The organism is Actinomyces slackii (assembly GCF_900637295.1).
GTDB lineage: Bacteria > Actinomycetota > Actinomycetes > Actinomycetales > Actinomycetaceae > Actinomyces > Actinomyces slackii.
Genome location: NZ_LR134363.1, coordinates 1,781,269 through 1,807,043 on the forward strand (window position 1 = coordinate 1,781,269; position 25,775 = coordinate 1,807,043).

The 25,775-nt window shown below is 69.2% G+C and carries 22 protein-coding genes and 4 tRNA genes; 18 read left to right on the forward strand and 8 right to left on the reverse strand.

Annotated elements, in window-relative coordinates:
• Positions 1 to 792 (reverse strand): hypothetical protein, encoded by a 792-nt coding sequence (locus tag EL266_RS07390; RefSeq protein WP_026426754.1) that lies wholly within the window; start codon positions 790 to 792, stop codon positions 1 to 3.
• A gap of 191 nt (positions 793 to 983) precedes the next feature.
• Here EL266_RS07390 and EL266_RS07395 point away from each other — a divergent pair.
• From EL266_RS07395 to EL266_RS07425, 7 genes are all read left to right on the forward strand, one after another.
• Positions 984 to 1,055: transfer RNA gene (locus EL266_RS07395), tRNA-Gln, on the forward strand.
• A 29-nt stretch (positions 1,056 to 1,084) separates the two neighbouring features.
• Positions 1,085 to 1,157 (forward strand) — tRNA-Glu (locus EL266_RS07400).
• Between the two features lie 43 nt (positions 1,158 to 1,200).
• A tRNA-Glu gene (locus EL266_RS07405) sits at positions 1,201 to 1,273 on the forward strand.
• Positions 1,274 to 1,316: 43 nt separating this feature from the next.
• Positions 1,317 to 1,392: transfer RNA gene (locus tag EL266_RS07410), tRNA-Glu, on the forward strand.
• 147 nt (positions 1,393 to 1,539) lie between these two features.
• Positions 1,540 to 3,174 (forward strand): ribonuclease J, encoded by a 1,635-nt coding sequence (locus EL266_RS07415; RefSeq protein WP_084500646.1) that lies wholly within the window; start codon positions 1,540 to 1,542, stop codon positions 3,172 to 3,174.
• 18 nt (positions 3,175 to 3,192) lie between these two features.
• Complete coding sequence (locus tag EL266_RS07420) at positions 3,193 to 4,116, forward strand: PfkB family carbohydrate kinase (protein ID WP_026426756.1); 924 nt, start codon at positions 3,193 to 3,195, stop codon at positions 4,114 to 4,116.
• A gap of 106 nt (positions 4,117 to 4,222) precedes the next feature.
• Positions 4,223 to 7,072, forward strand: coding sequence for an FtsK/SpoIIIE family DNA translocase (locus EL266_RS07425; RefSeq protein ID WP_026426757.1), 2,850 nt, complete (start codon positions 4,223 to 4,225; stop codon positions 7,070 to 7,072).
• 16 nt (positions 7,073 to 7,088) lie between these two features.
• Here EL266_RS07425 and EL266_RS07430 read toward each other — a convergent pair whose 3' ends face one another.
• Positions 7,089 to 8,546 carry a CapA family protein gene (locus EL266_RS07430; RefSeq protein WP_232011980.1) on the reverse strand — a complete coding sequence of 486 codons (1,458 nt, stop codon included), beginning with the start codon at positions 8,544 to 8,546 and terminating at the stop codon, positions 7,089 to 7,091.
• A 156-nt stretch (positions 8,547 to 8,702) separates the two neighbouring features.
• Between EL266_RS07430 and pgsA the strand changes: the two genes are divergently transcribed.
• The 7 genes from pgsA to EL266_RS07465 all read left to right on the forward strand — a co-directional run bounded on the left by pgsA (position 8,703) and on the right by EL266_RS07465 (position 14,568).
• Entirely contained in the window at positions 8,703 to 9,320 is a 618-nt protein-coding gene (gene pgsA / locus EL266_RS07435; RefSeq protein ID WP_026426758.1) for a CDP-diacylglycerol--glycerol-3-phosphate 3-phosphatidyltransferase, read from the forward strand.
• Positions 9,320 to 9,850, forward strand: coding sequence for a CinA family protein (locus EL266_RS07440; RefSeq protein WP_034514815.1), 531 nt, complete (start codon positions 9,320 to 9,322; stop codon positions 9,848 to 9,850). The genes pgsA and EL266_RS07440 overlap by 1 nt, the downstream gene beginning before the upstream one ends.
• Positions 9,851 to 10,029: 179 nt before the next feature.
• Positions 10,030 to 10,437 carry a helix-turn-helix domain-containing protein gene (locus EL266_RS07445; RefSeq protein ID WP_026426759.1) on the forward strand — a complete coding sequence of 136 codons (408 nt, stop codon included), beginning with the start codon at positions 10,030 to 10,032 and terminating at the stop codon, positions 10,435 to 10,437.
• A 115-nt stretch (positions 10,438 to 10,552) separates the two neighbouring features.
• Positions 10,553 to 10,801 carry a DUF3046 domain-containing protein gene (locus EL266_RS07450; protein ID WP_026426760.1) on the forward strand — a complete coding sequence of 83 codons (249 nt, stop codon included), beginning with the start codon at positions 10,553 to 10,555 and terminating at the stop codon, positions 10,799 to 10,801.
• A 225-nt stretch (positions 10,802 to 11,026) separates the two neighbouring features.
• On the forward strand, positions 11,027 to 12,256 hold the full coding sequence (recA, locus tag EL266_RS07455; protein ID WP_026426761.1) for a recombinase RecA: 1,230 nt from the start codon (positions 11,027 to 11,029) through the stop codon (positions 12,254 to 12,256).
• Entirely contained in the window at positions 12,256 to 12,756 is a 501-nt protein-coding gene (locus EL266_RS07460; protein WP_026426762.1) for a regulatory protein RecX, read from the forward strand. Before recA ends, EL266_RS07460 begins: the two co-directional genes overlap by 1 nt.
• Before the next feature lie 69 nt (positions 12,757 to 12,825).
• On the forward strand, positions 12,826 to 14,568 hold the full coding sequence (locus tag EL266_RS07465; protein ID WP_051281081.1) for a formate--tetrahydrofolate ligase: 1,743 nt from the start codon (positions 12,826 to 12,828) through the stop codon (positions 14,566 to 14,568).
• A gap of 4 nt (positions 14,569 to 14,572) precedes the next feature.
• On the opposite strand, the gene EL266_RS07470 is transcribed toward EL266_RS07465, so the two are convergent.
• Positions 14,573 to 15,055, reverse strand: coding sequence for an RpiB/LacA/LacB family sugar-phosphate isomerase (locus tag EL266_RS07470; RefSeq protein WP_026426764.1), 483 nt, complete (start codon positions 15,053 to 15,055; stop codon positions 14,573 to 14,575).
• A gap of 253 nt (positions 15,056 to 15,308) precedes the next feature.
• Here EL266_RS07470 and EL266_RS07475 point away from each other — a divergent pair, with 253 nt between their 5' ends.
• Positions 15,309 to 16,007, forward strand: coding sequence for a hypothetical protein (locus EL266_RS07475; protein ID WP_026426765.1), 699 nt, complete (start codon positions 15,309 to 15,311; stop codon positions 16,005 to 16,007).
• A gap of 92 nt (positions 16,008 to 16,099) precedes the next feature.
• On the forward strand, positions 16,100 to 17,029 hold the full coding sequence (locus EL266_RS13510; protein WP_084500648.1) for a hypothetical protein: 930 nt from the start codon (positions 16,100 to 16,102) through the stop codon (positions 17,027 to 17,029).
• Positions 17,030 to 17,311: 282 nt separating this feature from the next.
• Here the strand turns inward: EL266_RS13510 and EL266_RS07485 are convergent, their stop codons facing one another.
• From EL266_RS07485 to EL266_RS07495, 3 genes are read right to left on the reverse strand one after another with little or no spacing between them, the layout of a single operon-like run.
• On the reverse strand, positions 17,312 to 18,733 hold the full coding sequence (locus EL266_RS07485) for an ABC transporter substrate-binding protein (RefSeq protein WP_034514817.1): 1,422 nt from the start codon (positions 18,731 to 18,733) through the stop codon (positions 17,312 to 17,314).
• A gap of 7 nt (positions 18,734 to 18,740) precedes the next feature.
• On the reverse strand, positions 18,741 to 19,670 hold the full coding sequence (locus EL266_RS07490) for a carbohydrate ABC transporter permease (protein WP_026426767.1): 930 nt from the start codon (positions 19,668 to 19,670) through the stop codon (positions 18,741 to 18,743).
• A 13-nt stretch (positions 19,671 to 19,683) separates the two neighbouring features.
• Positions 19,684 to 20,592 (reverse strand): carbohydrate ABC transporter permease, encoded by a 909-nt coding sequence (locus tag EL266_RS07495; protein ID WP_026426768.1) that lies wholly within the window; start codon positions 20,590 to 20,592, stop codon positions 19,684 to 19,686.
• 290 nt (positions 20,593 to 20,882) lie between these two features.
• Between EL266_RS07495 and EL266_RS07500 the strand changes: the two genes are divergently transcribed.
• Both EL266_RS07500 and cobA read left to right on the forward strand, forming a co-directional pair.
• Positions 20,883 to 22,385: an NAD(P)/FAD-dependent oxidoreductase gene (locus tag EL266_RS07500; protein ID WP_026426769.1), complete on the forward strand. Its 1,503-nt coding sequence runs from the start codon at positions 20,883 to 20,885 to the stop codon at positions 22,383 to 22,385.
• A 76-nt stretch (positions 22,386 to 22,461) separates the two neighbouring features.
• Positions 22,462 to 24,000 (forward strand): uroporphyrinogen-III C-methyltransferase, encoded by a 1,539-nt coding sequence (gene cobA, locus EL266_RS07505; protein ID WP_051281082.1) that lies wholly within the window; start codon positions 22,462 to 22,464, stop codon positions 23,998 to 24,000.
• Between the two features lie 79 nt (positions 24,001 to 24,079).
• Here cobA and gcvH read toward each other — a convergent pair whose 3' ends face one another.
• Positions 24,080 to 24,469, reverse strand: coding sequence for a glycine cleavage system protein GcvH (gene gcvH, locus EL266_RS07510; protein WP_026426771.1), 390 nt, complete (start codon positions 24,467 to 24,469; stop codon positions 24,080 to 24,082).
• A 37-nt stretch (positions 24,470 to 24,506) separates the two neighbouring features.
• The gene (gcvT, locus tag EL266_RS07515; protein WP_026426772.1) at positions 24,507 to 25,748 is read right to left on the reverse strand and encodes a glycine cleavage system aminomethyltransferase GcvT; all 1,242 of its coding nucleotides are present in this window, start codon (positions 25,746 to 25,748) and stop codon (positions 24,507 to 24,509) included.
• Positions 25,749 to 25,775 lie beyond the last annotated feature (27 nt).

Here is a 25,775-nt window from a genome sequence, read left to right on the forward strand (position 1 = left end):
CTACTCCATGGCACCGGCGTCGATCCCCTCCAGGCGCACGCCGGAGAGGATCTGGTGCCACTGCTCGACGGTGAGGTTGGAGCCCGCCTCGCACAGCAGGAGGATCGCGAACTCGAAGCCGTAGTCGCCCACCACCCGGTCGAAGCGGTACCCCTCATAGGGCCTGGGCCCCACATCCTCGAAGTTCACGGTCGTGGAGAAGACTCGCTCGTAGCCCGCCATGGTGCCGTTGTCATCACGCACGAGATCGACGACCACCGGATCCTGGGCGCTGTAGTCGGTCATGATCGACTCCCTCCTGTTCGCCCTGGTCTCGGAGAGCGCCTTGTCGTCGCCCCGCAACGCCCAGATGGCCTGCTTGGTGTCCCTGGTGACATAGCCGAAGCAGGCCCTGTTGTTGGTGATGTAGCCCTCGATGTTCCCCGATTCCCCGGCAGCGTCGAGGTTGACCACGTCGTCGTTCTGGTACCAGATCGAGGTGTCCTCGTTGTAGAACTTGATGCTCGGGTTCGGCCAGGTCGCCGCGGCGGTGGGCGAGGGGGAGGACGAGGGCTTGGCGGCGGTGGAGGGGGCCGAGGTCTTGCGCCGCACGCTGGAGGGGGTCTCCTCCTTGGCGGGAGCCGCGGTCGAGGGCTTGGCCGTCTTGGTGCGCACTGCGCCGGTCTCCGGATCGCCTCCGGAGGTGTTGGGCAGGATGACCCCGCAGGCGCTCAGCGTCAGCGCCGCGCTCAGGCTGGCCACGATCCCCAGGGATCGCACGAGCGAGCCTCGCGGAGTTGATCGGGTCGTCATCGGCATAGTCACATGAACCTCCACGGTGTGGGAAGGGGAGGGGAGTCTCGGTGAGGAGTCTAGTCGCGTCGGGTCGGCCATCGCACTCCTATGTGCTTGCGCTCACTCCCACAGGATTTGTCGGCCCCGGAGTGGGCGTGTAGATTACGTCCCGCTGCTTCCGACCGGCATCGGTCGTGGCGGTGCGCCCTTGGGGTATGGTGTAATTGGCAACACGACTGATTCTGGTTCAGTTATTCTAGGTTCGAGTCCTGGTACCCCAGCGGAGACCTCTCCACAACTCCATCATGATGCCCCCATCGTTTAGTGGCCTAGGACACCGCCCTCTCACGGCGGCGGCGCCGGTTCGAATCCGGCTGGGGGTACGAGGAGCAGGGCGGTCCACGGATCGTTCGGCTCATCACCAAAGCCCCCATCGTTTAGTGGCCTAGGACACCGCCCTCTCACGGCGGCGGCGCCGGTTCGAATCCGGCTGGGGGTACGAGGAGCAGGGCGATCCGCGGATCGTTCGGCTCATCACCAAAGCCCCCATCGTTTAGTGGCCTAGGACACCGCCCTCTCACGGCGGCGGCGCCGGTTCGAATCCGGCTGGGGGTACCAGCAGACCCGAGTCGCATGCGGCTCGGGTCTTGTGCTGCCAGGGGCGCCAGGCGGTGCGGACCCCGTCTGGGCAGCGGTGGTGGCTACACTGCCGGGGTGACGTACTTTCCCACGCTGAAGACCCCCGGCCCCATTCCCGAGGGGGCCATGCGCATCACCCCTCTGGGCGGACTGGGGGAGGTCGGGCGCAATATGACTGTCTTCGAGGTGGATGGCAGTCTGCTCATCGTCGACTGCGGCGTGCTGTTCCCCGAGGAGCACCAGCCCGGCGTGGACCTCATTCTCCCGGATTTCTCCTCCATCGAGGATCGGATGGATGACGTCGTCGCCCTGGTCCTGACCCACGGGCATGAGGATCACATCGGCGCGGTGCCCTACCTGCTGCGCCTGCGCGAGGACATCCCCCTGGTGGGCTCCGAGCTGACCCTGGCCTTCGTGGAGGCCAAGCTCAAGGAGCACCGCATCACCCCTGTGCTCCGCCGTGTCACCGAGTACGAGGAGGTCGACTACGGGCCCTTCAACGTGGAGTTCGTCGCCGTCAACCACTCCATCCCCGATGCGATGGCCGCCATGATCCGCACCGAGGCCGGCAGCGTCCTGATCACCGGTGACTTCAAGATGGACTCCCTGCCCATCGACGGCCGCATCACGGATCTGCGCTCCTTCGCCCGGTTCGGTGAGGAGGGGGTGGACCTGTTCTGCGTGGACTCCACCAACGCCGAGGTCCCGGGCATGGTCGCCCACGAGAACCAGATCGGGCCGGTGCTCGACGGCGTCTTCGGGGAGTCCGAGGGCCAGATCGTCGTGGCCTCCTTCGCCAGTCATGTCCATCGCGTCCAGCAGGTGCTCGACGCCGCCGCCCTCCACGACCGCCGCGTCGCCCTGGTGGGGCGATCCATGGTGCGCAACATGGGCATCGCCGCCGAGCGCGGATACCTCAAGGTGCCCGACGGCGTCCTCATCGACCCGCGTGACGTCACCTCCCTGCCGCCCCAAGAGCGCGTGCTCATGGTCACCGGCTCCCAGGGTGAGCCCATGGCCGCCCTGAGCCGCATGGCCCACTCCGAGCACCGCAGCGTGACCATCGAGCCGGGGGACACGGTCGTCTTCGCCTCCTCCCTCATCCCGGGCAATGAGAACTCCGTGTTCCGGGTCATCAACCAGCTCATGCGCCTGGGAGCCAGGGTCGTTCACCAGGGCAATGCCAAGGTGCACGTCTCAGGGCACGCCTCCTCCGAGGAGCTCCTGCACGTCTACAACATCGTCCAGCCCCGCAATGTCATGCCCATCCATGGCGAGATCCGCCACCTGGTGGCCAACGGCGCTCTGGCGGTCAAGACCGGCATCGACCCCGCCAACGTCATGCTGTGCGAGGACGGCGTGGCCGTGGACCTTCTTGACGGACACGCCCGCATCGCCGGTCAGGTCCCCTGCGGCTACGTCTACGTCGATGGCTCCTCGGTGGGTGAGATCGATGAGGCCGAGCTCAAGGACCGGCGCATCCTGGCCGAGGAGGGATTCGTCTCGGTCTACGCGGTGGTGGAGACCAAGACCGGCACGATCCTGGCCGGCCCCCACATCCAGGCGCGCGGCATGGCCGAGGACGACTCCGTCTTCGAGGAGATCCTTCCCGAGGTCACGCAGGCCCTGGCGGACGCGCTGCACTCCGGCAACGCCGACTCCCACTCCCTGGCCCAGGTGATGCGCCGCACCCTGGGGCGCTATGTGGGGCGCCGGCTCAGGCGCCGGCCCATGATCGTCCCCGTGGTCATCGAGGCCTGAGAGGAGGAATCGCCAGCGATGACGCTGCACCGGCCGTCCTGCTTCATCTCCACCGGATCGGTCCTCATCGACCTGCCGCTCCATGTGACGCGGATCCCGGCCCCAGGAGGCGCCATCACCGGCACCTCCTCAGGCCCGGCGGTGGGGGGCGGCTACACGGTGGTCTCCGCCGTCGCCCGCCAGGGTCTGCCCGCGGCGCTGGCCGCAACCCTGGGCACCGGCCCCAACTCCGCGCTGGTGCGCCAGGCGATGCGCCTGGACCACGTCGAGCTCCTGGTCGAGGAGCTCGTGGGGGACATCGGCACCTGCACCACGCTCATCGAGCCCTCAGGGCGGCGCACCTTCGTGACCACTGAGGGCGTCGAGGCCGAGCCCCAGCGCGAGGACCTGGAGCGCATCGATCTCATGGCAGGGGACTGGGTCTACGCCACCGGCTACGACCTGGCCCATCCCACCAGCTGCCCGGTGCTCGTCGAATGGCTGCTGTCCATGCCGTCGGAGGCCGGATTCGTCATGGACCTGGGTCCGGTCCAGCCCGACATCTCCGATGCCATCCTCATGCCCCTGCTGCGTCGCTGCACTCTGCTGACCGGTAATGACCTGGAGATGACCCGGCTGGCCTCCCGGCTCGGGGGCCCCGATGCGCTGCGCCGGGCCTGCCCCGAGGCGCTGGTGGTGCGGCGCACGGGCTTTCGCGGATGCGTGCTGTGGCCCTCGGATGGCGGCAGCATCGAGGTCCCCGGATTCGTGCGCACCGTGGTGGACACCACCGGGGCGGGGGACACGCACACCGGCGTGCTCGTCGTCGGACTCATGGATGGCCTGGAGCCCATGATGGCAGCCCGCCGCGCCAACGCCGCCGCCGCCGAGGCCGTGGCGCGCATGGGGCCCGCTCAGGCGCCGCGGCGCGAGGAGATCGACGCTCTGCTGGCCCTGGCCTGATCCCTGGCGCGCAGTCGGTGGAGCGCGAGAGGTGACGCGTTCCTAGTGCTCCGCGGCGGCGTGGCAGGCCCGGCGCCCGCCAGAATCCGATAGTTTCAGGGGCATCATGGCCAATCGTCGCAACACGAGCAGTTCTGCCTCCTCCGGCTCAGGCCGGGGCAGGGGCGCCAGCGCGCATGCCCCCGATCCGCACGCCCCGGGCTCCCAGAGCCTGCCAGGGGCCCGTTACCGCCGCACCGGCTGGGCCTTCGCCATCCTCGGCCTGGCCGGCATGCTGGGCCTGCGCGAGTGGTTCGGCATCTCCGGGACAGCCGGAGCCTTCCTGCACCACATCGCCGCCGGACCGGTGGGCGTGCTGGGCATCATCGTCCCCCTGCTCCTGGGGGCGCTGGGCGTGTCCATGCTGCGCGTCCACCACATGGGCGCGCTCCACGCCCGTGTCGCTGTGGGCTGCCTGGGCCTGCTGACGGCCCTGACCGGCATGATCCAGGTCGGCTCGGGCAACCCCCGCCTGGCCGATGGCATCGCAGGCCTGGAGGAGGCGGGCGGGATACTGGGCTGGCTCGTGGGCTACCCGCTGGTCGTCCTGTTCTCCTCCGTGGGTGCCTTCATCCTGTTCATCCTGCTGGTGGCCTTCTCCGCTCTGGTGGTCTCCGGCAAGACCATCGCCGAGCTGCGCGAGATCCTCATCCAGCGCCGAGCCGCCCTCCTGGGAGACCCTGACGGCACCGATACCCTGGCCCAGCGAGCCCTGGGGCGCGTGCGCCGCACCGGGGCAGGGGGAGACGACCCGGGCTCCACCGCACTGCTGGACTCCTACGACGGCGATGAGGCCTTCCGCTCGGCCCTGGAGACGGAGGGCGGCGGCCGCAAGCGCGGCAACGGGCGCCGCAAGCGCGTCTCCGCCGGCGAGCAGCCGAGTCTTGATCCCGCCCTGGACCAGGCTGGGGACGAGGCCACCTCCCTTCTTGATGAGCCCTTCGTCGAGCCTGAGAGCACCACGCGTATCGCCTCCCACGGCTCCAGCCAGAGCGCGCCCGCCCTGCGACGCTCGCCGGCCAAGCGGCGCGCTCAGGATGAGCCGGCAGCGGCCGCGGACCAGGCGGCCTCCCAGACGGCGGGGGAGGACCCCGATGTCATCAGCGCTGCCCAGTCCTGGGACTTCGATGCCATCACCGCCGAGACCCCTGAGGTCTCGGCCCCCCAGGTGACCGAGGAGCCCGATCTGGCCGACGCCATCGCCATGAGCGACATGGCCCTGCCCGATGGGACGACCTACTCACTGCCCGAGGATGCCCTGCTGGGCCCCGGCCCCGGCCACTCCACGCGCACCCCCGCCAATGACGCCGTCGTCGAGGCCCTCCAGAACGTCTTCGCCGAGTTCAATGTCGATGCCACGGTCACCGGCTACACCCGCGGCCCTCAGGTCACGCGCTACGAGGTCGCCCGTGGTCGCGGCGTCAACGTCTCGCGCATCACCGGGCTGGAGAAGAACATCGCCTACGCGGTGGCCTCCGATGAGATCCGCCTGCTGACGCCGATCCCCGGCAAGAGCGCCATCGGCATCGAGATCCCCAACTCCGACCGTGAGATGGTCAAGCTGGGTGATGTGCTGCGGTCCCAGGCCGCCAAGAAGCAGTCCCACCCCCTGGTGGTGGGGCTGGGCAAGAATGTCGAGGGCGACTACGTGGTCACCAACCTGGCCAAGACCCCCCACCTGCTGGTGGCCGGCCAGACCGGCTCGGGAAAGTCCTCCTTCGTCAACTCCATGATCACCTCCATCATGATGCGCGCCACCCCCCAGGAGGTGCGGATGGTCCTGGTGGACCCCAAGCGCGTGGAGCTGACCATCTACGAGGGAATCCCTCATCTCATCACCCCGATCATCACCTCCCCGAAGAAGGCCGCCGAGGCCCTGGAGTGGGTGGTGCGGGAGATGGACGCTCGCTACGACGACCTGGCCTCCTTCGGGTACAAGCACATCGACGACTTCAACAAGGCCGTGCGCGCCGGGGACGTCCAGCCCCTGCCGGGCTCTCAGCGGGAGGTCAGCCCCTACCCCTACCTCCTGGTCGTCGTCGACGAGCTGGCCGACCTCATGATGACCGCGCCCAAGGATGTCGAGGCCTCCATCCAGCGCATCACCCAGTTGGCCCGAGCCGCCGGCATCCACCTCATCCTGGCCACCCAGCGGCCCGTGGCCCAGGTGGTGACAGGGCTGATCAAGTCCAATGTCCCCTCGCGCCTGGCCTTCGCCACCGCCTCCCAGCTCGACTCGCGCGTCATCCTGGATCAGAACGGCGCTGAGACCCTCACCGGCCAGGGCGACGCCCTCTACCTGGGTCCGGGCGCCTCCAGCACGGTGCGCATCCAGGGCTCCTGGGTCACCGAGACCGAGATCCGCTCGGTGGTCGACCATGTCAAGGCCCAGCTGACCCCCGAGTACCGCGAGGACGTCGTGGTCCCGGAGGTCAAGAAGCAGATCGACGAGGAGATCGGCGACGACATGGACCTGCTGCTGCAGGCCGCCGAGCTCATCATCACCAGCCAGTTCGGCTCGACCTCCATGCTTCAGCGCAAGCTGCGCGTGGGCTTCGCCAAGGCCGGGCGCCTCATGGACCTGCTGGAGTCCCGTGAGGTCGTGGGTCCCTCGGAGGGGTCCAAGGCCCGCGATGTCCTGGTTCAGCCCGAGCAGCTCGAGGAGACCCTGGCCTGGATCCGGGGCGACGGCGCCGCCCCCGACCAGGGCGAGTCCCAGGCCGACTCCCAGGCCGACCAGGCCCCTGAGCCGGCCGCGGGCGAGCCGCGAACCGTGTCCCTGCCCGCCAACCGCTACGCCACTGATCCCCTGGAGGGGGAGGCCGACCTGCCGGAGTCGCAGTCCTGGGAGGACGATGCCGCCGAGGAGGACTCTCAGGACGCCTGGTCCCTGACCGGCCGCGGTCCCTCCTGGTGAGGGGCCGCGCGGCCGGTCAGCTCTGCCCGTCGCCGGTCGGCGTGCTGGTGGCAGTCGGCTGAGCCGTGGCCTCAACGACGGCCGCGATCTGCTCCTCGGTGAGAACCGTGGGCTCGGCCCCGCTGGGGGAGGGCGGGGCATCGGCCATGGTGGAGGGGTCGACGACCTCCTGCAGCGCGCTCCAGCGCCGCTCGATCTCCTCGGCCGGGATCGCCAGGCCCTCGGGCCGCTCGCCGTCATGCAGGGCGGCCAGGTCCCTGACGACGTGACCGGCGGCGATATCGGTGGTGAAGGGGCGCCACTGCAGTCCCTCAACGCTCACCGTGCCGTCCCCATGGGCCGTGATGTCCGCCCACACGAGCAGGCCGACGTCGGAGAGCAGGGCGGCACTGGACTCGTCCTGGTTGGAGATCGCGTTGCCCGCCGAGTAGGAGACCCACATGCCCTTGCCGTCCACGCCGCCCTCCAGCTTGACCGACTGCTGGGGGACATGGGGGTGGGCGCCGAAGAGGAGATCGACCTCCGCGGTGTTGGCCAGGGCCTGGGCGTACTCGATCTGCTCGTGATCGGGCGTCGTGGAGTACTCCTGGGTGCCGACCTGTGCGTGGGCCACCACCAGATCCGCGCCCGCGGCGCGCGCCCGGATCGCCGCCTGCTTGACGGCCTCGGCGTCATTGACCGCCACCGAGTGGCCGGTGGGATCCTCATACCCGTTGAGGTTGTGGGTGGTGGAGATCTGAGCGATCGTGATGGTCCTGCCCTCGCGCTGGAGCTCGTAGAGCTGGAAGGGGATGGCCGCGTCCTCGGCCGAGCGGAAGGTCCCGGCGTGTCCCATGCCATTGGCCTCCAGGGCATCCAGGGTGGCCTCGACGCCCTCCTGGCCGCGGTCCACGGAGTGGTTCGAGGCCGTCGCGCAGCCGTCCCAGCCCATGGCCGCCAGGGAGGACACCACCTGGGCGGGCATGCCGAAGGAGGGGTAGCCGGTGTAGACGCCGTCGGGTGCGACGGGCACCTCCAGCCCGCACAGGGCGAGATCCAGGCCCTCGACCCAGGGGGTCTGCGCCTCCATGAGCGGGGCGATGTCCCCCGAGGCCTGCGGCGTGGATTCCAGGACCGGAATATGCATGAGCACATCGCCCGCGTAACCCACGGTGAAGGACACATCCTTGGCCGTGGGGGAGGCCGATGCGCCCGATGGCTCATCGGTGGCCACGGCGCCCGCCGTCACCTGCGACCCGGGGCCGGAGCCCCAGTAGCGGTCAGTCAGCGCCCATGCCGCCGCGGCAGCCAGGGCGACGACGGCGCACACCGCGATGGGCTTCCCCCATCGCCGCGAGTGGGGGGCGTGGGATGCTGCGGACAGTCTCTCGCCCCGGTGCGACTGCCCGGCCAGGAGCGGCCTGCGGGTATCAGGGTCGGGGCCCGAGGCCTTGTCCGGGCTGCTGCTGGGATCTGGAGGCACGGTGGAGGGCACGGGTGCAGAATACGGCGCGGACCTGAATGGCCGATGGGGAATGCGCGCTCCGATCCTGGGGCCCGACGCAGCGTGAAGGAGCCGCCCGTCCTCTCAGCGCCCCGCCGCGGGGAATTCGGGGCGCGTTGTGGCCCGCGCCGGTAGGCTTGTCTCTTGATGAACGCCACCACTCAACCCAGCGCGGCGGAGCGGCCGCAGTCGGCGCCTGTGCTCAACATAGCCAATGCGCTGACGGTGCTGCGGCTCATCCTCGTGCCCGTCTTCATCTACCTCATGCTCCTGGAGGGCCACGGCCCCCGATTGGCAGCGCTCGTGGTGTTCGTGGGGGCCGCCATCACCGATCAGCTCGATGGGCAGTTGGCGCGCTCGCGCAACCTTGTCACCGACTTCGGCAAGATCGCCGACCCGATCGCCGACAAGGCCCTGACCATGACGGCGTTCATCCTGCTGAGCCTGGAGGGCAGCCTGTGGTGGTGGGTCACCATCGCCATCATCGTGCGCGAGCTGGGCATCACTGTGCTGCGGTTCTTCATGCTGCGTCGCGCCGTCATGGCCGCCTCGCGCGGGGGCAAGCTCAAGACCGTGCTGCAGATCGCGGGGCTCGTGGGCCTGCTGGTGCCCTGGGGGGCGCTTCCCTGGCAGGGCCTGGCCCAGGGACTGATGACCCTGGCCTACGTCATCATCGGCGCTGCCCTGGTGGTCACGGTGGTCACCGGACTTGACTACGTGCGCCAGGCCCTCGCGCTGTCCCGGCGCGCCCCGGGGCGCGACTGATGGATGGGCTCGGGGGCGCGATCGCGGCGACGGCCGCCGGGCTGCTGGAGGCCGCGGCGCGCCAGGACCTGCGGCTGGCGGTGGCGGAGTCACTGACCGGCGGGCAGGTGGCGGCCTCCCTGGTGGCGGTTCCCGGAGCCTCTCGGGTGCTGATGGGAGGCGTGGTCGCCTATGCCACGCGGATCAAGGCCGAGGTCCTGGGGGTCGATGCGCAGCGCCTGGAGCGCACGGGCCCGGTGGACGCCGTCGTCGCCATCCAGATGGCTGAGGGCGCCGCTCGGATCATGGGGGCGGAGGTCGGGTTGGCGACCACCGGTGTCGCGGGGCCCGGTCCTGCTGATGGCCATGAGGCCGGTCAGGTGCATATCGCCGTGGTGGCCCCTGGCGCCAGCGCTCACCGTGAGCTGCGCCTGGCCGGCGACCGCGACCGGGTTCGCGAGGGCGCCGTGGAGGCGGTGCTCCTCCTCGCCCGTGAGATGCTGGACACATCTGCTGGCGCAGATGGGTCCGCGCCGGCTGGGGAGCCCTGATTCCCACGGCGATCCTGCCTGCCAGTGCGGCGTTCAGGGCGGGGCGTTCGCTGCATGCACGGGGCTTAGTCGGCTTTAAGGTTCTTTTCAGGAACGTTGGTCAGGATCGCATCATCGCCGCAGGGGGCACTGCTCACGCGGCGGGAATGAATCCACGACGCGAATGGTTGTGCCTGACGATGAACAACACGACTCACCCCCGTACCTCCCGTCCGAACAATAGGATGCCGGTGCGCCAGGCGCCTGCCGCAGGGTACGGTGCTGCCGTGGATACGCACAGGCAAGACAGCGTCCTCCTTCGCCGCGAGATCGGCGAGGTCCTGCGCAGCGTCCGTCAGCATCAGGGGCGCACCCTGCGCGAGGTCTCCTCCCAGGCCCGGGTCTCCCTCGGCTACCTCTCCGAGGTGGAGCGGGGGCAGAAGGAGGCCTCCTCGGAGTTGCTGGCCTCGATCTGCCAGGCTCTCGACGCCCCGCTGTCCATGGTGCTGCGCGAGGTCTCGGATCGGGTCGCCCTCAGCGAGGGCGTGGCCATTCCGGACACGGTTCCCGAGGAGTTGATCCGCCAGCAGGGCATCGCCCTGCGCTGAGGCGCGGCGCCCATCCGACCATGCACTCCCCGGCTGCCTCGGCAGGCCGGGGAGTGCTGCGCATTGAGGGGGATCGCAACGCGAGGGCCGGTCGAGGCGCCGCTCAGGAGGAAAGATGAAGCACTCGGAGTTCTGGGCCGCCGTGGAGACGGTGTTCGGTGCGGCGCATGGGCGCTCCCTGGTGCAGGACCTGGTGCTGGGCCCCTGGGGCAGGACGGGCGCCCAGGCCCTGGAAGCCGGGGTGGCGCCCCGGGAGGTCTGGTCCGCGCTGTGCGATGAGACGGGGCGCAGCGAGGCTGAGCGCTGGGTGATCCGCATCGATCCGCCCCGGAGGGGGTCGGGCTCTCCAGGGACTTGCGGATAGGCGACACGCCGGGCGGCAACGATGCCGCAATCGAACATATGTTCGGGTACCGTTCTCCACGGACGACGGCGCCGCGCCCTGTGCCCACAGGGGCATCCAAGGCGCGGTGAAAGATGTCAGTGGTCGGGCATACCGTCGTACCAGAGCCCCGGAGAGGGGATCGTGCACATAGACCAGCCATGCCCGCCGCGGCTGAGAGCCGCCCGAGACTGACAGGGGAGAACCATGCCCGCAGCAACCCAGACCCAGGACCGCTCCAAGGCCCTGGCCACCGCGCTCGCACAGATCGACAAGAGCTTCGGCAAGGGCTCGGTCATGCGCCTGGGCGATGACACCCGCCCGCCCGTGGCCGTGATCCCCACCGGCTCGGTGGCCCTCGATGTCGCACTGGGCGTGGGAGGCTTCCCCCGTGGCCGTATTGTCGAGGTCTACGGTCCGGAGTCCTCGGGAAAGACCACCGTGGCCCTGCACGCCGTGGCGAGCGCCCAGCGCGCGGGGGGCAATGCCGCCTTCATCGACGCCGAGCACGCCCTGGACCCGGTCTACGCCCAGGCGCTGGGAGTGGACATCGACAACCTCCTGGTCTCCCAGCCGGACACTGGCGAGCAGGCCCTGGAGATCACCGACATGCTCATCCGCTCCGGGGGACTGGACATCATCGTCATCGACTCTGTGGCCGCCCTGGTGCCCAAGGCTGAGATCGAGGGCGAGATGGGGGACTCCCATGTGGGCCTGCAGGCGCGCCTGATGAGCCAGGCCCTGCGCAAGCTGACCGGGGCGCTGTCCTCGACCGGCACCACGGCCATCTTCATCAACCAGCTGCGCGAGAAGATCGGCGTGTTCTTCGGCAACCCGGAGACCACCACCGGGGGCAAGGCGCTGAAGTTCTACTCCTCGGTGCGCCTGGATGTGCGCCGCACCGCCACGCTCAAGGACGGCGATCAGCCCGTGGGCAACCGCACCCGCGTCAAGGTGGTCAAGAACAAGATGGCCCCGCCCTTCAAGCAGGCCGAGTTCGACATCCTCTACGGCCAGGGCATCTCCCGCGAGGGCAGCCTGCTGGACCTGGGCGTGGACAACGGGGTGGTGCGCAAGTCGGGCGCCTGGTTCACCTACGGGGAGGATCAGCTCGGCCAGGGCAAGGAGAATGCGCGCACCTTCTTGCGGGACAACCCCCAGCTCGCCGGGGAGATCGAGGAGAAGATCCTGGCTGCCCTGGGCATCGGCGAGCCGGGGCGCAAGGCCCGCGAGGCTGAGGCCGAGCAGAAGGCCGCCGCTGAGCAGGAGGCCGTTGAGCAGGCTCTGGCCCAGGCCGCTGACGGAGCCGCCGCCAGTGCTGTCAAGACCGCCCGCAAGGCCCGCAAGAGCACCAGGAGCACCAAGGCCTCGGAGGCCGCCGCGGGCGCCAAGGAGGATACCGAGACTATCTTCGGTGAGGACGCCGGGGGCTTCTGATGCCCTGGCTCACGCCTGATGCCCACACCCGGGCGGTTGAGCAGGCTCGGGAGATCGCCCTTGGCCGTCTGGATCGCAGCGCCGTTCCCCGGGCGGCCCTGGCCGAGCTCCTGGAGCGCAGGGACGTCGACCCCCGGGTGGCCCAGGAGGTGCTCGACCGCCTGGAGTCAGCGGGTCTGATCGATGATGCCGCCTATGCGCAGCGCCTGGCGCGCACCCGATTCGCCGAGAAGGGGGCGGCCAGGCGCGCCATCGCCGATGAGCTGCGCCGCAAGGGCCTGGGGGAGGAGACCATCGCCTTGGCCCTGGAGCAGATCGATCCCGAGGATGAGAACCAGGCGGCCCTGGCCCTGGCCCGCAAGAAGCTCGCCTCCACCCGCGCCCTGCCCCCGCAGGTGCGTCGCCGCCGCACGGCCGCGCTGCTGGGGCGCAAGGGCTACAGCCAGGAAACCGCCGCCCGCGCCATCGAGGCCGCCCTGGCCGATGAGGGCACGGCCTGAGCCCCTCCCCGGGCAGCCGAGGCCCGGCTGAGCGGGCGCGAATCGCGATGAGTGCTCTAGGCTTGCGCGATGATCAATGAGGCTCGCACCAGCGCCTGCCACCACGGGCGCATTGACCCTGTCGCTCTTGCTGCCCGTGCCGGCATCCAGTCCGATCATGTCATCCCCTACGGACGGGAGATGGCCAAGATCGATCTGGCTGCCCTCCCGGATGAGCCGAAACCGGCGGAGCCGGCGGGGGCCGATGCATCCGCCGGTCGGTCCGAGAGCGCCAACTACGTCGTCGTCACCGCCGTCACCCCGACGCCCTTCGGGGAGGGCAAGACCACCACCGCCATCGGGCTGGCTCAGGGACTGGCCCGCATCGGCAATCGCGCGGTCCTGACCCTGCGGCAGGGCGCCATGGGACCGACCTTCGGAATCAAGGGCGGGGCAGGCGGAGCGGGCCAGGCCAGGATCCTTCCCGCCGAGCAGGCCGGGCTCCACCTGACTGGGGACTTCCATGCCGTGACGGCCGCCCACAACCTGCTGTCGGCGATGATCGACAACCACCTCCACCACGGCAATGAGTTGGGCATCCAGGAGCGCACCATCACCTGGCCGCGGGTCCTGGATGTCAATGACCGCTCGCTGCGCCACATCATCACCGGGCTGGGCGCCGCGACGGATGGCGTGACCCGCCAGGCCTCCTTCGACATCACCCCGGCGAGCGAGGTCATGGTCATCCTGTCCCTGGCCACCGGTCTGGCCGACCTGCGCGCCAGACTGGGGCGCATCATCATCGCCAAGGGGCGCATCGGCTGGGTCACCGCTGAGGACCTGGGCGCCGCCGGAGCGATGTGCGCCCTGTTGCGCGAGGCGCTGGAGCCCAATCTCCTGCGCACAGGGGAGGGCGTGCCCGTGCTGCTCCACACCGGCCCCTTCGGGAACATCGCCACCGGCTGCTCCTCCATCATCGCCGACCGCCTGGCCGCCCAAGGGGTGGGGGAGGGCGGTTATGTGCTCACCGAGGCGGGCTTCGGCGCGGATATGGGGCTGGAGCGCTTCATCGATGTCAAGTGCGCGCGCTCCGGCATGAGCCCGAGGGTCGCCGTCGTGGTGGTCAGTGTGCGCGCCCTCAAGGCGCACAGCGGCCGCCACCGCGTGGTCTCGGGCAAGGATCTGCCCGAGGAGATGCTGGCGCCCAGTGCCGAGGATGTCCGGGCCGGCGCCGACAACCTGCTCAAGCACCTGGAGATCGTGCGGGGACTGGGATTGAGCCCGGTGGTGGCCATCAATGTCTTCCCCACCGATCACGACTGCGAGATCGAGGAGATCAGGGCCATCGCCCGCCAGGCGGGCGCGCGCGTGGCCGCCTCCCGGCCCGTGACCGATGGGGGCGCAGGATGCGAGGAACTGGCTCAGGCCGTTGTGGACGCCTGCCGGGAGTCCACCGGCCAGGCTCAACCCCTGTACCGCGCTGATGACGACCTGCGCACCAAGATCTCCGCGATTGCCACGATGTACGGCGCCCAGGGCGTGGACTACCAGCCGGCGGCCAGCCGCCTGCTGGAGGCCTACGAGGCTGATGGCTTCGGCAACCTGCCCGTCCTGATCGCCAAGACGCCTTTGTCACTGTCCGCCGATCCGAGCCTCAAGGGCGCGCCCACCGGCTGGCGCCTGCCCGTGCGCGAGGTGCGCCTGGCCGCCGGGGCCGGCTACGTCTACGCCATCTGCGGGAACCTGTCGACCATGCCTGGCCTGCCCAGTCATCCGGCGGCCCAGGACATCGACGTCGACACCACCACCGGAGCGATCCTGGGGCTGCGCTGATGGCTCACAGGCCCGGATCGGGCAGGTCCTCCAGCCGCACTAGGTGCCGATCGCTGATCTGCTCGACCTTGGCCACGCGCCTGCGGTACTTGGGCTCGTCCAGGAAGTCGGTGGTCATCCACACCCGCACGATTTCCAGGGCGATGGCCGAGCCGATGATCTTGCCCCCCAGGCACAGCACATTGGAGTCGGTGTGCTCCCGGGCGAGTCCCGCGCAGAAGGGATCCTGGCACACCACCGCTGTCAGCCCATGCACCCGATTGGCGATGAGGGCAGAGCCGTAGCCGACGCCGTCCACGAAGATCCCGCGCTCAGCCTGCCCTCGCGCCACCGCGAGGGCGGCTGGGTAGACATGATCGGACAGGTCCGCGGCCTGGGTGCCTGGAGCCCCGAAGTCACTGGTCGTGTGCCCCTGGTCCTCGAGCCAGGCCGCGATCTCACGCTTGAGCGGGTAGCCGGCATGGTCACTGGCGAGCGCGATATGCATGTGATGAGCATAACGTGCCGGTGGCAGGCTGTGGTCGACTTCAGTGTGTGGGCACCATTCCTTCGAGGGTCGGGACGGTGCGCGTCTGGTGGGTCAGGCGAACAGCATGGAGTGTTGCTCTACATGTCAGCAGGTGCAGGCAGTAAGACTAAGAGGCTGCGTGGATTGATGGGCGAGGCGAAGGGGTGGACAGGCGGGAGGTCACGAGTATATTACGGCGAGGTTCGTGTCTCCGATCCTTGGGAGGAGCGTCATGAGCGCATCATCCGCGTCATCGCAGCGAGGACTGGCCGTCGCGGCGACAGCCGCTCTGGCCGCCAGTCTTGTGGCCTGCTCATCCGGGCAGAACGCCGGTTCCGAGGCATCACTGCCCAGCTACAACCCCTCCGCCAACCCATCAGCCTCCGCCGGCCCCTCAGGAGCACCAGTCTCGACCGGTGCCTCCTCCGCGGCGTCAGGCGACTCCAGTGCGGCTACCGCGACCATCACTGCCGAAGAGCTCTCCCAACCCGACATCGAGTACACCGTCACCGGCATTCCGGAGGACCTCAGTGCAGAGCAGGTCGAGGTTCTCAAGGCTTACGTCACCTATGACGCGCGCACCTGGCAGGGGGCGAGGGAGGTCAGCGGAATCGAGAGCATTGAACCGCTGATGACCGGCACCGTTCTGGACAACTACCGTTCATTCTACAGCGAGTTGCAGTCCTCCGGGACTCATTATGAGGGCTCGTATACGGCCGAGGTCCTCTCGGTTGATGTCGCCCAGGGCGGTGATGAGGCAACGGTGCAGACCTGCAGCGATTACACTCGCATGAAGCGAGTCGATGAGACGGGTCAGGAAGTCCAGCGAACGGATGGATCCACATATGAGTTGGATCAGATCGTTATGAGCAATGTAGGGGGTAAATGGATCGTTCTCAGTATCGACGGAGGGTCGGTGGAGACATGCTGATGCGCTTTCGACACATGTTCTCTTCGCCCATGATGGCCGTCATGGCGTTCATTCTTCTTCTGTGTCAGAGTATTGGCACCCCGGCGCACGCTATGAGGACGAACTCCGGCGGGTCCTCTGAGGAGTCCGCTGATGGCTCGGTGACGATCACCGTCTCGGTGGAGTCGACGTCGGCCTCCGGTGGCTCATCGGGTGGTGGCGGCGGAGCGACCACCACCTCAGGCAGCGTGGAGACCACGGTCAAACCGATCTGCTACTACAAGCCCTCGTATACCAATGAGCAGGTCATCGAACTCTATGATGACCTCAAGGATCGGTTCAAATGGTCTGAGAAGACGCGGGATGAAAGGCGCAACAAGCTCTACCCGGGCGCGGAGTCCTACGTGGGTCAGGCCGGGCAGTGGTACAAGTCGTTCTGCGACCGAACCCGCGCCGAGGATGACGAGCAATTCAGGGCGGCCGTCAAGGCCTTCGCACCAGGCCGTGTCTACGCGAAGTGGGTCCCCGCCGGCTCACCGCCTCCTATCCCGCCCGTGGACGGCAAGACCCTGGCGCGGGCGGCCATGAAGGCCATCACCATCCCCCCGCCCACCATCGACCGCAATCCCCGCCTGGATGGCTCCGAGGCCACCGTCGTGGGCTATGAGACCTGGGTATGGGCCACGGGCGAGACTCCCAGCGAGGTTCGGGCCACCGCCACGGCCGGCACCTCCTCCGCCCAGGTCACGGCCGCCTCCACCGGCCTGAAGCTGGAGGCCCCGGACAGCCAGGCCACGTGCACCGGATTCGGCCGGCCCTGGACCTCCGACCTGCCGAGCAACGCGACCAGCAACTGCACCCTGGTCTTCACCCGCTCCAGCGCCCACCTGGGCGGGACCACGCCCCTGACCGTCTCGGTGAACTACCACACCACCTTCACCGCCTCGGACGGCACCAGCGGCGGACTGGGAGTAGTCTCCACCCGCACCGAGACCTCCATCCCCGTCGCCGAGGTCCAAACCCTCAACACCACCGACGACTGAACCACCCGGCCTCCAAGTCGGCCTGCAGCAGCGGGGGCTGGTTCGCCCCGGCGATCACCACCCCAGGGGGATGCCGTGGCCTGAGAATGGAGCAGCGGGCGTGAGGACTCTCCTGGACCATGAAGCGAGATTCGACACCTCAACTTCTGCAGGCCCTCATGCCCGCCACCGTGCAGCACCACATCCCACCTATCTGTGCACACTCTGATCGTGGGGCTGGGTGCGGAATGCCGCACCCAGCCCCACGATCAGTCCCGTTGCGACGGCGGCTCCCGCCGGCCGCTACTCGGTGTGCGAGGAGGTCTCGAACAGGAGATTGACCTGCTCGTTGTACTCGGTGAGGGTTGAGGCCGGAACCCGGTCCGCCCAGACCGCATCGATGGCCGGGGTGACGATGGCCTTGACGTCGGCGCCGAAGTAGGTCAGCGGGAAGTAGAAGGTCGTCCCGTTCTCCACATGCTGGGTGAAGGGCTCGGTGGGCAGCCCGGTCTTCTGGAAGACCTTGATCGCCTTGTCCGAGGAGGAGGAGATCGCCGGGAAGACCACCCCGGCCTCCGCCACGATGTCCTGGGCCTCAGCGGTGCCCAGGAAGGCCACCCACTTCGAGGCCGCCTCGATCTTCGTGGACTGCTTGGAGATGGAGTCCCCCAGCCCGTTGAACAGGGAGGCGGAGGAGCCGCTGGGGCCCACCGGGTTGGCGGCCACACCCACATTGAGGTCCAACTGGGCGAAGGTGTTGAACATCCACGAGCCGTGGATGGACATGGCCACCTTGCCGGACCCGAGCTGGACGTCGGTGCTCGTGGCGTCGGAGAAGGCGCCGTTGGGATTCATGAAGCCCTTGTCGACCAGGCCGAAGTACCAGTCGAGGGTCTTGTGGAACTCCTTGTCGTCATACCGGTAGCGCGTCCCCCAGGTCTTCTTGTCCGTGTACAGCCAGTCATTGCCCATCGAGCCGGTGAAGGGGCTCCACTGGGTCTGGCCATCATTGGAGCCGGCATCCTGGATCCCGATGCCGTAGGTGGCGATGTGCTTGGGGTCGAAGCCCTTCTCATCCCCGCGCACGCCATTGCGGTCCACGGTCAGGCGGGCCAGGATCTTCTCGAAGGTGCCGCCGTCGTCGGGATTCCAGGACCAGGTGGCCAGGTCCTTCTCGGTCAGGCCCGCCTCGGCCACCATGTCCTTGTTGTAGAAGACAGCCTCGGTGTCCCAGTCCTTGGGGCAGCCGTACTGGTTGCCGTCCTCGCCCTTCCACAGGTCGATGAGGCCCTCCTGGAAGGCCTCCTCATCAACATCGGCCCAGGCGGCCTGCTTGTTGAGGGGCACCAGGACATCGAGGTCGACGAACTGGGCGAACTTGGCGATGTGGTCGGTGAAGACATCCGGGCCGGTGCCGGCGATGAAGCCGGCCGTCAGCTTGGTCCAGTAGTCATCCCAGCCGATCTGCGTGATGCGCACCGTGATGCCGGTCTTGGCCTTGAAGACCTCCGCGCACTTCTCGTAGGCGGGCTGCTGCCCGGCATCCCACAGCCAGTAATCGATCGTGTTGGGGTCGCCGGCCGAGCGCTGAGGGGAGCAGGCGCCAAGGGTGGCCGCGCCGGCCGCGGCGGTCAGGGCGCCCAGCGCGCCCAGGGCCGTGCGGCGGGTCAGTAGGGGGGCGGCCGTGTCGCGGCCGCGCGAGCGAGATGAAGGCAGGGGAGTCATGGGTACCTCACTTGATTCCGGTGAAGCCGATGGAGTTGACGATGCGCTTGGCCGCGGCCATGAACAGCAGCATGATCGGCAGGGCGGCCACGAGCGTGGCGGCCATGAGGCCGGACCAGTCGGGCCCGGTCTGGGGGGCCTGGGACTTGAAGACGGCCACGGCCACGGTCAGGACCCGCGAGGAGTCCGTGTAGGAGACCAGCAGGGGCCAGAAGTAGTCGTTCCAGGCGGTGATGTAGGTCAGGATCGCCAGCGTGGTGATCGGGGCCTTGGCCATGGGGAGGATGAGCTGGAAGAAGACGCGGATCTTCGAGGCGCCGTCCAGCAGGGCGGCCTCCTCCAGCTCCCGGGGGATGTTCATGAAGAACTGCTTGAGGAAGAACACCGCGAAGGGCGTCATGAACATGGTCGGCAGGGCCACCCCCAGCAGGGAGTCGATGAGCCCGAGCTGCTTGACCAGGACGAAGTTGGGCAGCAGGGTGAAGATCGAGGGCACCATGAGGGCGGCCAGGAAGATCGTGAAGACGGTGTCGCGCCCCTTCCAGCGCAGGCGGGCGAAGGAGTAGGCGGCCATGGCCGAGAAGAAGACCTGACCCACCGTGACCAGGGTGGCCACGATCACGGAGTTGCCTAGGTAGACCCAGAAGTTGAGCTGGGCGCCCGAGCCGCCGTCGGCCTGGGCCTCCTCGATGGTCTGCAGCCCGAAGACGCGCGCGAATCCACGCAGGTTGGCGTCCACGGGAAGGAGCGAGGTGGGGTCGGAGGCCAGGCCCGCATTGGCGGACAGGGCCGTGCGCAGCACCCAGTAGAAGGGAAGCAGCGTGATGATCATGAACAGGATCATGGCCGCCCAGGCCAGGATGCGGCCGAGGTTCAGGCCGGGCTTGTCCGCCTGGGCGCTCGAGGCCGGTGAGGCAGTGGTCGTCGCGTTGCTCATTGTCTGTCCTCTCTCAGTCCAGGTCCGTCTGGCCAGCGCGCGTCATGCGGTACTGGGCGATGGTGATGACGGCCAGGACGATGAGCAGCCCCACGGCCATGGCCGAGGCGTAGCCGAACTGGAAGCGCCCGAAGGCCATGTCGTAGATGTAGAACTGCAGCACCCGGGTGGCGTTGACCGGGCCTCCGGCGGTGGTCACCGAGACGGTGTCGAAGACCTGGAAGGAGCCGATCATCGTCATGATGAGCACCAGGGCCAGGATGGGGCGCAGCAGCGGCACCGTGATGCGCCAGAACATCGTCCACTCCGAGGCGCCGTCGACCTTGCCGGCCTCGTAGACCGTTCCCGGGATGGCCTGCAGCCCGGCGAAGATGAGCAGGGCCGTGTAGCCCACGTGGCGCCACACGTTGATCAGGGCGATGGTGGGGATGGCCATGGTCGAGGAGAAGAAGTTGACGCTCTCCCCGGTCAGGGCGGTGATGAGCTCATTGGTGATGCCCAGGGTGTTGTCCAGGATCCACAGCCACAGCATCGCCACCACGACATTGGAGACCAGGTAGGGGGTCAGCACGATGGAGCGCACCAGGGTGGACTGGGTCAGTCGCTGCATGAGCACGGCAAGGGCCAGGGCCAGGATCGTCTGGACGCCGATGTTGATGATCACGTACTGCAGGGTCACCCACACCGCGTTCCAGAAGATCGCGTCGAAGACCATGCGCTCGTAGTTGGCCAGGCCGTTGAACTGCTCGGGGGTCAGCAGGTTGTACTCGGTGAAGGACAGCCAGATCCCCCTGATCAGGGGCCACAGGAAGAAGGTGACCAGGCCGATTGTGGCTGGGATGATGAATGCGATGCCCAGGACGCGATCGTCCTTGGCGCGCCGTCTGCCGACTGCGGGCGCAGTCGCGGTCGTTGTGCTCACAATGGCTCCATTCAGCGCGATGCGGGGATGATGGGGACTGCCGCACACCTGGCAGCAGAATCGTGTGGACAGTAGGGCCGCCCTCCGTCCTCTGTGACGCAGGTATCAGCCCCTGGCGTACCTTAGCCGCTCGAAAGCCGCTCACAAACACGGCTCATCCGGGACTGCTCATATGTGCACATATTCGACCGACGGCGTGCACTGTGGTGCGACGTCATGTGATGGGAACCACGTCCTGGGATCAAGGTCCTGGCTGTCATGGCTACTAAGGCTGCCCTTAAATTGAGCGCATGAGTCGTCGTACCGCCTTCGCGCTGTCAGCCGCCGGTCTCCTGGCCGCCGGCACCGCGCTTGCCCTGGCCGCCCGCCCGGCCCGCCCCGCCGTCGCTGAGCAGATCACCCGGGAGGGCGCCGGGCGCCCTCCGCGCATCGTCATCGCCGGCGGCGGCTACGTGGGCTTCTGCACCGCCCGCGCCCTGCGCGAGCGCCTGGGCACCGACCAGGTGGAGATCGCCGTGATCGACCCCAGGCCCTACATGACCTACCAGCCCTTCCTGCCGGAGGTCGCCGCCGGATCCATCCAGCCCCGCCACGTCATCGCCTCCCACCGCCGCTCCCTGGCCGGGTGCACGATCCTGACCGGCTCGGTCTCCGGCATCGACCACGCCTCGCGCACCATCACCATCACCCCTCCGGTGCCCGAGTCCACGCATGAGGCTCCCGAGCCCTACAGCATCGGCTACGACCACCTCGTCCTGGCCCTGGGCGCCGAGGCCCGCACCCTGCCCATCCCCGGCCTGGCCGAGCAGGCGCTGGGGTTCAAGCAGGTCGAGGAGGCCCTGGCCCTGCGCAACCGGGTCCTGTCGCGCATCGAGGACGCCGCCTCCACCTGGGACGCCCAGCGCCGGGCGCGCCTGCTGACCTTCGTGTTCGTCGGAGGCGGCTTCGCCGGGGTGGAGGCCATCGCCGAGCTGGAGGACATGGCCCGGGCCTTCGTGTCCACCATCGACTCGGTGGAGCAGGACGATGTGCGCTTCATCCTGGTGGAGGGCTCGCGCCGCATCCTGCCCGAGCTGACCGAGGAGCTCTCGGGTTACGGCCTGGAGCAGTTGCGCGAGCGCGACATCGACGTGCGGCTCAACACCTTCCTGACCTCCTGCGTCGATGGCCACGTGGTCCTGTCCGATGGCAGCGAGTTCGACGCTGACACGATCGTGTGGACCGCGGGCGTCAAGGCGGCCCCGGTGCTGGCCGACTCGGACCTGCCCATCGAGTCCCGCGGGCGGGTCACCACCCTGCCCACCCTCCAGGTCGCCCGCGAGGGCGAGGTGATCGAGGGAGCCTGGGCGGCCGGCGACTGCGCGGCGGTCCCGGATGTCACCAGCGAGGAGGAGGGCGCCACCTGCGCCCCCACCGCCCAGCACGCCGTGCGACAGGCCACGGTCCTGGCCAACAACCTCGTGTCCGTGCTGACGCGGAGCGATGAGCCCCTGGCGGCCTATGCCCACGAGAACATCGGAACGGTGGCGTCCCTGGGCATCGGCAAGGGCGTGGCCCGCATCATGGGGCGCAACCTGCGCGGCTTCACCGCCTGGACGGCCCACCGCGGCTACCACGTCTACGCCATGCCCACCGTCAACCGCAAGGTGCGCATCATGATGGACTGGTTCGCCGCCGTCGTCTTCCGCCGCGACCTGGCCTCCTTCGGCTCTGTGGCCAGGCCCGGCGCCGCCTTCGCCCAGGCGGCGCTCAACGATGCCGCCCTGGCCCAGCGGCGCAAGCAGCAGGGCTGAGCCACCCGGCCCGTCCAACCGTCGTCAATCCAGCTATCCTGGGCCGGACCGGGGCAACGATGAACAGGAGCACCCCGTGAGGAGCAGCGATCTGAGCCGAGCCGTCCTGGAGCCGGGATCCGTCGCCCTGGTGGGCGGCGGCCCCGGGGCGGAGGACCTCATCACCGTGCGCGGCCTGGCGCTGCTGGAGCAGGCAGATGTCGTCGTGGTCGACCGCCTGGGGCCGGCCGGCCTGGTCCACCGGCTGGATGAGCGCGTCGAGATCATCGAGGTCGGCAAGATGCCGGGCCACCACAGCGTGCCCCAGGCGGAGATCGAGGCCCTCATGGTGGAGCGGGCGCTGGCCGGTCGGCGAGTCGTGCGCCTCAAGGGCGGCGACCCCTTCCTGCTGGGCCGGGGCGGCGAGGAGGTCCTGGCCTGCCGCGCGGCCGGCGTGCCCGTCCAGGTGGTGCCCGGCGTCACCAGCGCGATCGCCGGCCCCGCGGCAGGGGATGTTCCCGTGACCCAGCGCGGCACGGCCGTGGCCGTCCATATCGTCAACGCCCACGGGGACCTGGGGCCCGCCGATCTGGCCGCTCTGGCCGATCCGGCCACCACCACCGTGCTCATGATGGGCGTGGACTGGCTGCCCCGCCTCCAGGCGCAGGCCCTCCTGGGGGGCATCAGCCCGGACCTGCCGGCCGCCGTCGTCCACAGCGCCACCATGCCCGAGCAGCGCACCATTCACGCCACCCTGGAGACCCTCGCCCAGCGCGTGATCGATGAGGGCATCACCTTCCCCGCCGTCATCGCGCTGGGCCGCACGGCCGCCGAGGGGTTCCTGACCCCGCCGGCACCGGCGCGCCCCCACGGGTCGGGGCGCGAGGCCCTGCCCATGCCCCGCCACGTTCCCCAGGCCCTCACCGGCGCCGGCGCCCCGGTGCTCATCGGCTGCGCCCACGGCACACGGCGACGGGCAGGCCGGGACGTCATCCGTCGCATCCTCATGGACGTGCGCGAGCAGCTGGCCGGGGTCGAGGTGCGTGAGTCCTACGTCGATGTTCAGCAGCCCACCGTGGCGGCCGCGGTCGAGGCGGCCTGCGCCCCCAGCGCCGCGACCCGCGATGAGTCGATCGACGGGATCGTCGTGCCCCTGCTGCTGAGCACCGGCTACCACGTGCGCAAGGACATCGGCTCGGCGGTCCAGCGTCGACGCGCCCTGGCGGCCGACACCCTGGGGCCCGATCCGCGCCTGGCGCGCATCCTCGCCGAGCGCCTCGATGAGGCCGGCGCGAGCGCTCAGGATCCCGAGACCGGGATCGTCCTGGCCGTGGCCGGCACATCCGACCCGCAGGGCCAGGCGCAGGGGCTGGCCATGGGCGAGCTGCTGGCCGCCGAGCTGGGCCGGCCCGTCGAGGTGGGCTTCATCGCCGCCGCATCGCCCACGGTCGAGCAGGCCGTCGCCGCGGCGCGGGACCGCGCCCGGCACGTGGCCATCGCCCCCTACCTGCTGGCGCCGGGATACTTCTACTCCACGCTGCGCCAGGTCGCCGACGTGCTCGCCGAGCCGATCGGCGCCCACCGGCTGCTCACCGAGCTGATCGTGGAGCGATACCAGGCCGCTGCCGGCGCCTGAGCGGAATCCGCGGAATCTATAGCCGCTGCCCGATCCGGCGGGCTCCGGGGCACGACCCGCCGAGCGTCGGATCAGGCCATCAGCCCTCGACGACGGCGTCGAAGCGCTCGGCGTACTCCTCGGGGCTGAGAAGGTCCCCCTCGGAGCCGACCTCCACCGTGAAGAGCCACCCCTGGCCGTAGGGGTCGGCATTGATGAGGGCCGGGTCCTCCTCCAGGGCCTCGTTGACAGCCACCACGACCCCGGTCACCGGTGAGTAGAGGTCCGAGACCGCCTTGGTCGACTCCAGCTCGCCGCAGGTCTGACCGGCGCTCACCTCGGCCCCGGGTTGCGGCAGGTCCACGAAGACCACCTCGCCCAGGGCGTCGGCCGCCACCGCGGTGACGCCCACGCGTGCGGGGGAGGAGGAGTCGATCCACTCGTGCTCGGCGGAGTAGCGCAGGTTGGGGCGGATGGGCTGGCGTGCCATGGAATCGTCCTTTCGATCAGCAGTGATGTGCTCCGGCTCAGCGCGGCCGGGAGTAGAAGGGGGCGGAGACCACCCGCATGGGCAGGAGTCTGCCGCGCACATTGGCGCTCAGCTCCGTGCCCACGGGCCAGTCGGGCTCCTCGGAGGAGTAGGGCGCCAGGCGGGCCAGGGCGATGGGGTGGCCAAGGGTGGGCGAGAGCAGCCCTGAGGTCACGGTTCCCAGGTCCTTGCCCTGATCATCCGTGATGGTGCTGCCGGTGCGCGCCGCGCGGCGTCCCTGGCCCACCAGCGCCACGAGGACCTGCGTGCCCGGCGAGCCCCGGCGCGCCTGACGGCGGGCCAGCGCCTCGCGACCCACGAAGTCCGGCTTGTCGAGCGCGACGATCGCGTCCAGGGAGGCGTCGAAGGGCGTGATCGTGGGGGCCAGCTCATGACCGTACAGGGGCATGCCGGCCTCCAGGCGCAGAGAGTCGCGCGCCGCCAGACCGCAGGGGGTCAGCACGGCGTCCCCACCGGGGCCGGTGATCGTGCTCGAGGTGATGACCCGCCACAGGTCCTCGGCGTCCTCCGCTCCGCAGAACAGCTCGAAGCCGTCCTCTCCGGTGTAGCCGGTGCGGGCCAGGAGGATGGAGTGCCCGGCGGCGGTGGCGCGCACGGCCGCGTAGTAGCGCAGCCGAGCCAGAATGCCCTTCCCGCACAGCACATCGGGCCCGCAGTCCTCCTCGCCCGAGCCCTGCGCCGGTCGCAGTGCCGCAGGAATGGCCGCCCCGGACTCCACCACCTGCCCCAGGACCTCCTGAGCGCGGGGCCCCTGGACGGCGATCAGCGCGGTGTCCAGGGACATGTCCGTGACCCTGGCGTCGAATCCGGAGCAGCGCCCCACCAGCTCCACGGCGACGCGCGCCCGATTGGAGGCATTGGGCACCACGAGGAACTCCTCATCGCCCACGTGGTAGACGATGAGGTCGTCGATGATGCCCCCCTCCTCATCGACCATCATCGAATAGCGGGCCCGACCCACCGCCACCGCGGAGATCCGCCCCACCAGGGCGTGATCCAGGGCCGCTGCGGCCCCCGGGCCCTCGACCTTGACCTCCCCCATGTGGGACAGGTCGAAGATCCCGGCGCTGGTGCGCACCGCCCGGTGCTCGACCAGGTCGGACTCATAGCGCAGCGGCATGTCCCAGCCTCCGAAGCTGGTGAAGACCGCCTCCAGCTCCAGGTGAGTGCGGTGCAAAGGGGTGCGGCGCGGGGTCTGGGGGTCGGCTGGACTCGTCATCGTGTCTCCTTGGCTCTCAGATCGGGG

Excerpts from the sequence above, each read along its gene's own strand:
- EL266_RS07390 (WP_026426754.1), bottom strand. The coding sequence starts at position 792 with ATGACGACCCGATCAACTCCGCGAGGCTCGCTCGTGCGATCCCTGGGG.
- EL266_RS07415 (WP_084500646.1), top strand. The coding sequence starts at position 1,540 with ATGCGCATCACCCCTCTGGGCGGACTGGGGGAGGTCGGGCGCAATATG.
- EL266_RS07420 (WP_026426756.1), top strand. The coding sequence starts at position 3,193 with ATGACGCTGCACCGGCCGTCCTGCTTCATCTCCACCGGATCGGTCCTC.
- EL266_RS07425 (WP_026426757.1), top strand. The coding sequence starts at position 4,223 with ATGGCCAATCGTCGCAACACGAGCAGTTCTGCCTCCTCCGGCTCAGGC.
- pgsA (WP_026426758.1), top strand. The coding sequence starts at position 8,703 with ATGAACGCCACCACTCAACCCAGCGCGGCGGAGCGGCCGCAGTCGGCG.
- EL266_RS07440 (WP_034514815.1), top strand. The coding sequence starts at position 9,320 with ATGGATGGGCTCGGGGGCGCGATCGCGGCGACGGCCGCCGGGCTGCTG.
- EL266_RS07445 (WP_026426759.1), top strand. The coding sequence starts at position 10,030 with ATGAACAACACGACTCACCCCCGTACCTCCCGTCCGAACAATAGGATG.
- EL266_RS07450 (WP_026426760.1), top strand. The coding sequence starts at position 10,553 with ATGAAGCACTCGGAGTTCTGGGCCGCCGTGGAGACGGTGTTCGGTGCG.
- recA (WP_026426761.1), top strand. The coding sequence starts at position 11,027 with ATGCCCGCAGCAACCCAGACCCAGGACCGCTCCAAGGCCCTGGCCACC.
- EL266_RS07460 (WP_026426762.1), top strand. The coding sequence starts at position 12,256 with ATGCCCTGGCTCACGCCTGATGCCCACACCCGGGCGGTTGAGCAGGCT.
- EL266_RS07465 (WP_051281081.1), top strand. The coding sequence starts at position 12,826 with ATGATCAATGAGGCTCGCACCAGCGCCTGCCACCACGGGCGCATTGAC.
- EL266_RS07470 (WP_026426764.1), bottom strand. The coding sequence starts at position 15,055 with ATGCATATCGCGCTCGCCAGTGACCATGCCGGCTACCCGCTCAAGCGT.
- EL266_RS07475 (WP_026426765.1), top strand. The coding sequence starts at position 15,309 with ATGAGCGCATCATCCGCGTCATCGCAGCGAGGACTGGCCGTCGCGGCG.
- EL266_RS13510 (WP_084500648.1), top strand. The coding sequence starts at position 16,100 with ATGAGGACGAACTCCGGCGGGTCCTCTGAGGAGTCCGCTGATGGCTCG.
- EL266_RS07485 (WP_034514817.1), bottom strand. The coding sequence starts at position 18,733 with ATGACTCCCCTGCCTTCATCTCGCTCGCGCGGCCGCGACACGGCCGCC.
- EL266_RS07490 (WP_026426767.1), bottom strand. The coding sequence starts at position 19,670 with ATGAGCAACGCGACGACCACTGCCTCACCGGCCTCGAGCGCCCAGGCG.
- EL266_RS07500 (WP_026426769.1), top strand. The coding sequence starts at position 20,883 with ATGAGTCGTCGTACCGCCTTCGCGCTGTCAGCCGCCGGTCTCCTGGCC.
- gcvH (WP_026426771.1), bottom strand. The coding sequence starts at position 24,469 with ATGGCACGCCAGCCCATCCGCCCCAACCTGCGCTACTCCGCCGAGCAC.
- gcvT (WP_026426772.1), bottom strand. The coding sequence starts at position 25,748 with ATGACGAGTCCAGCCGACCCCCAGACCCCGCGCCGCACCCCTTTGCAC.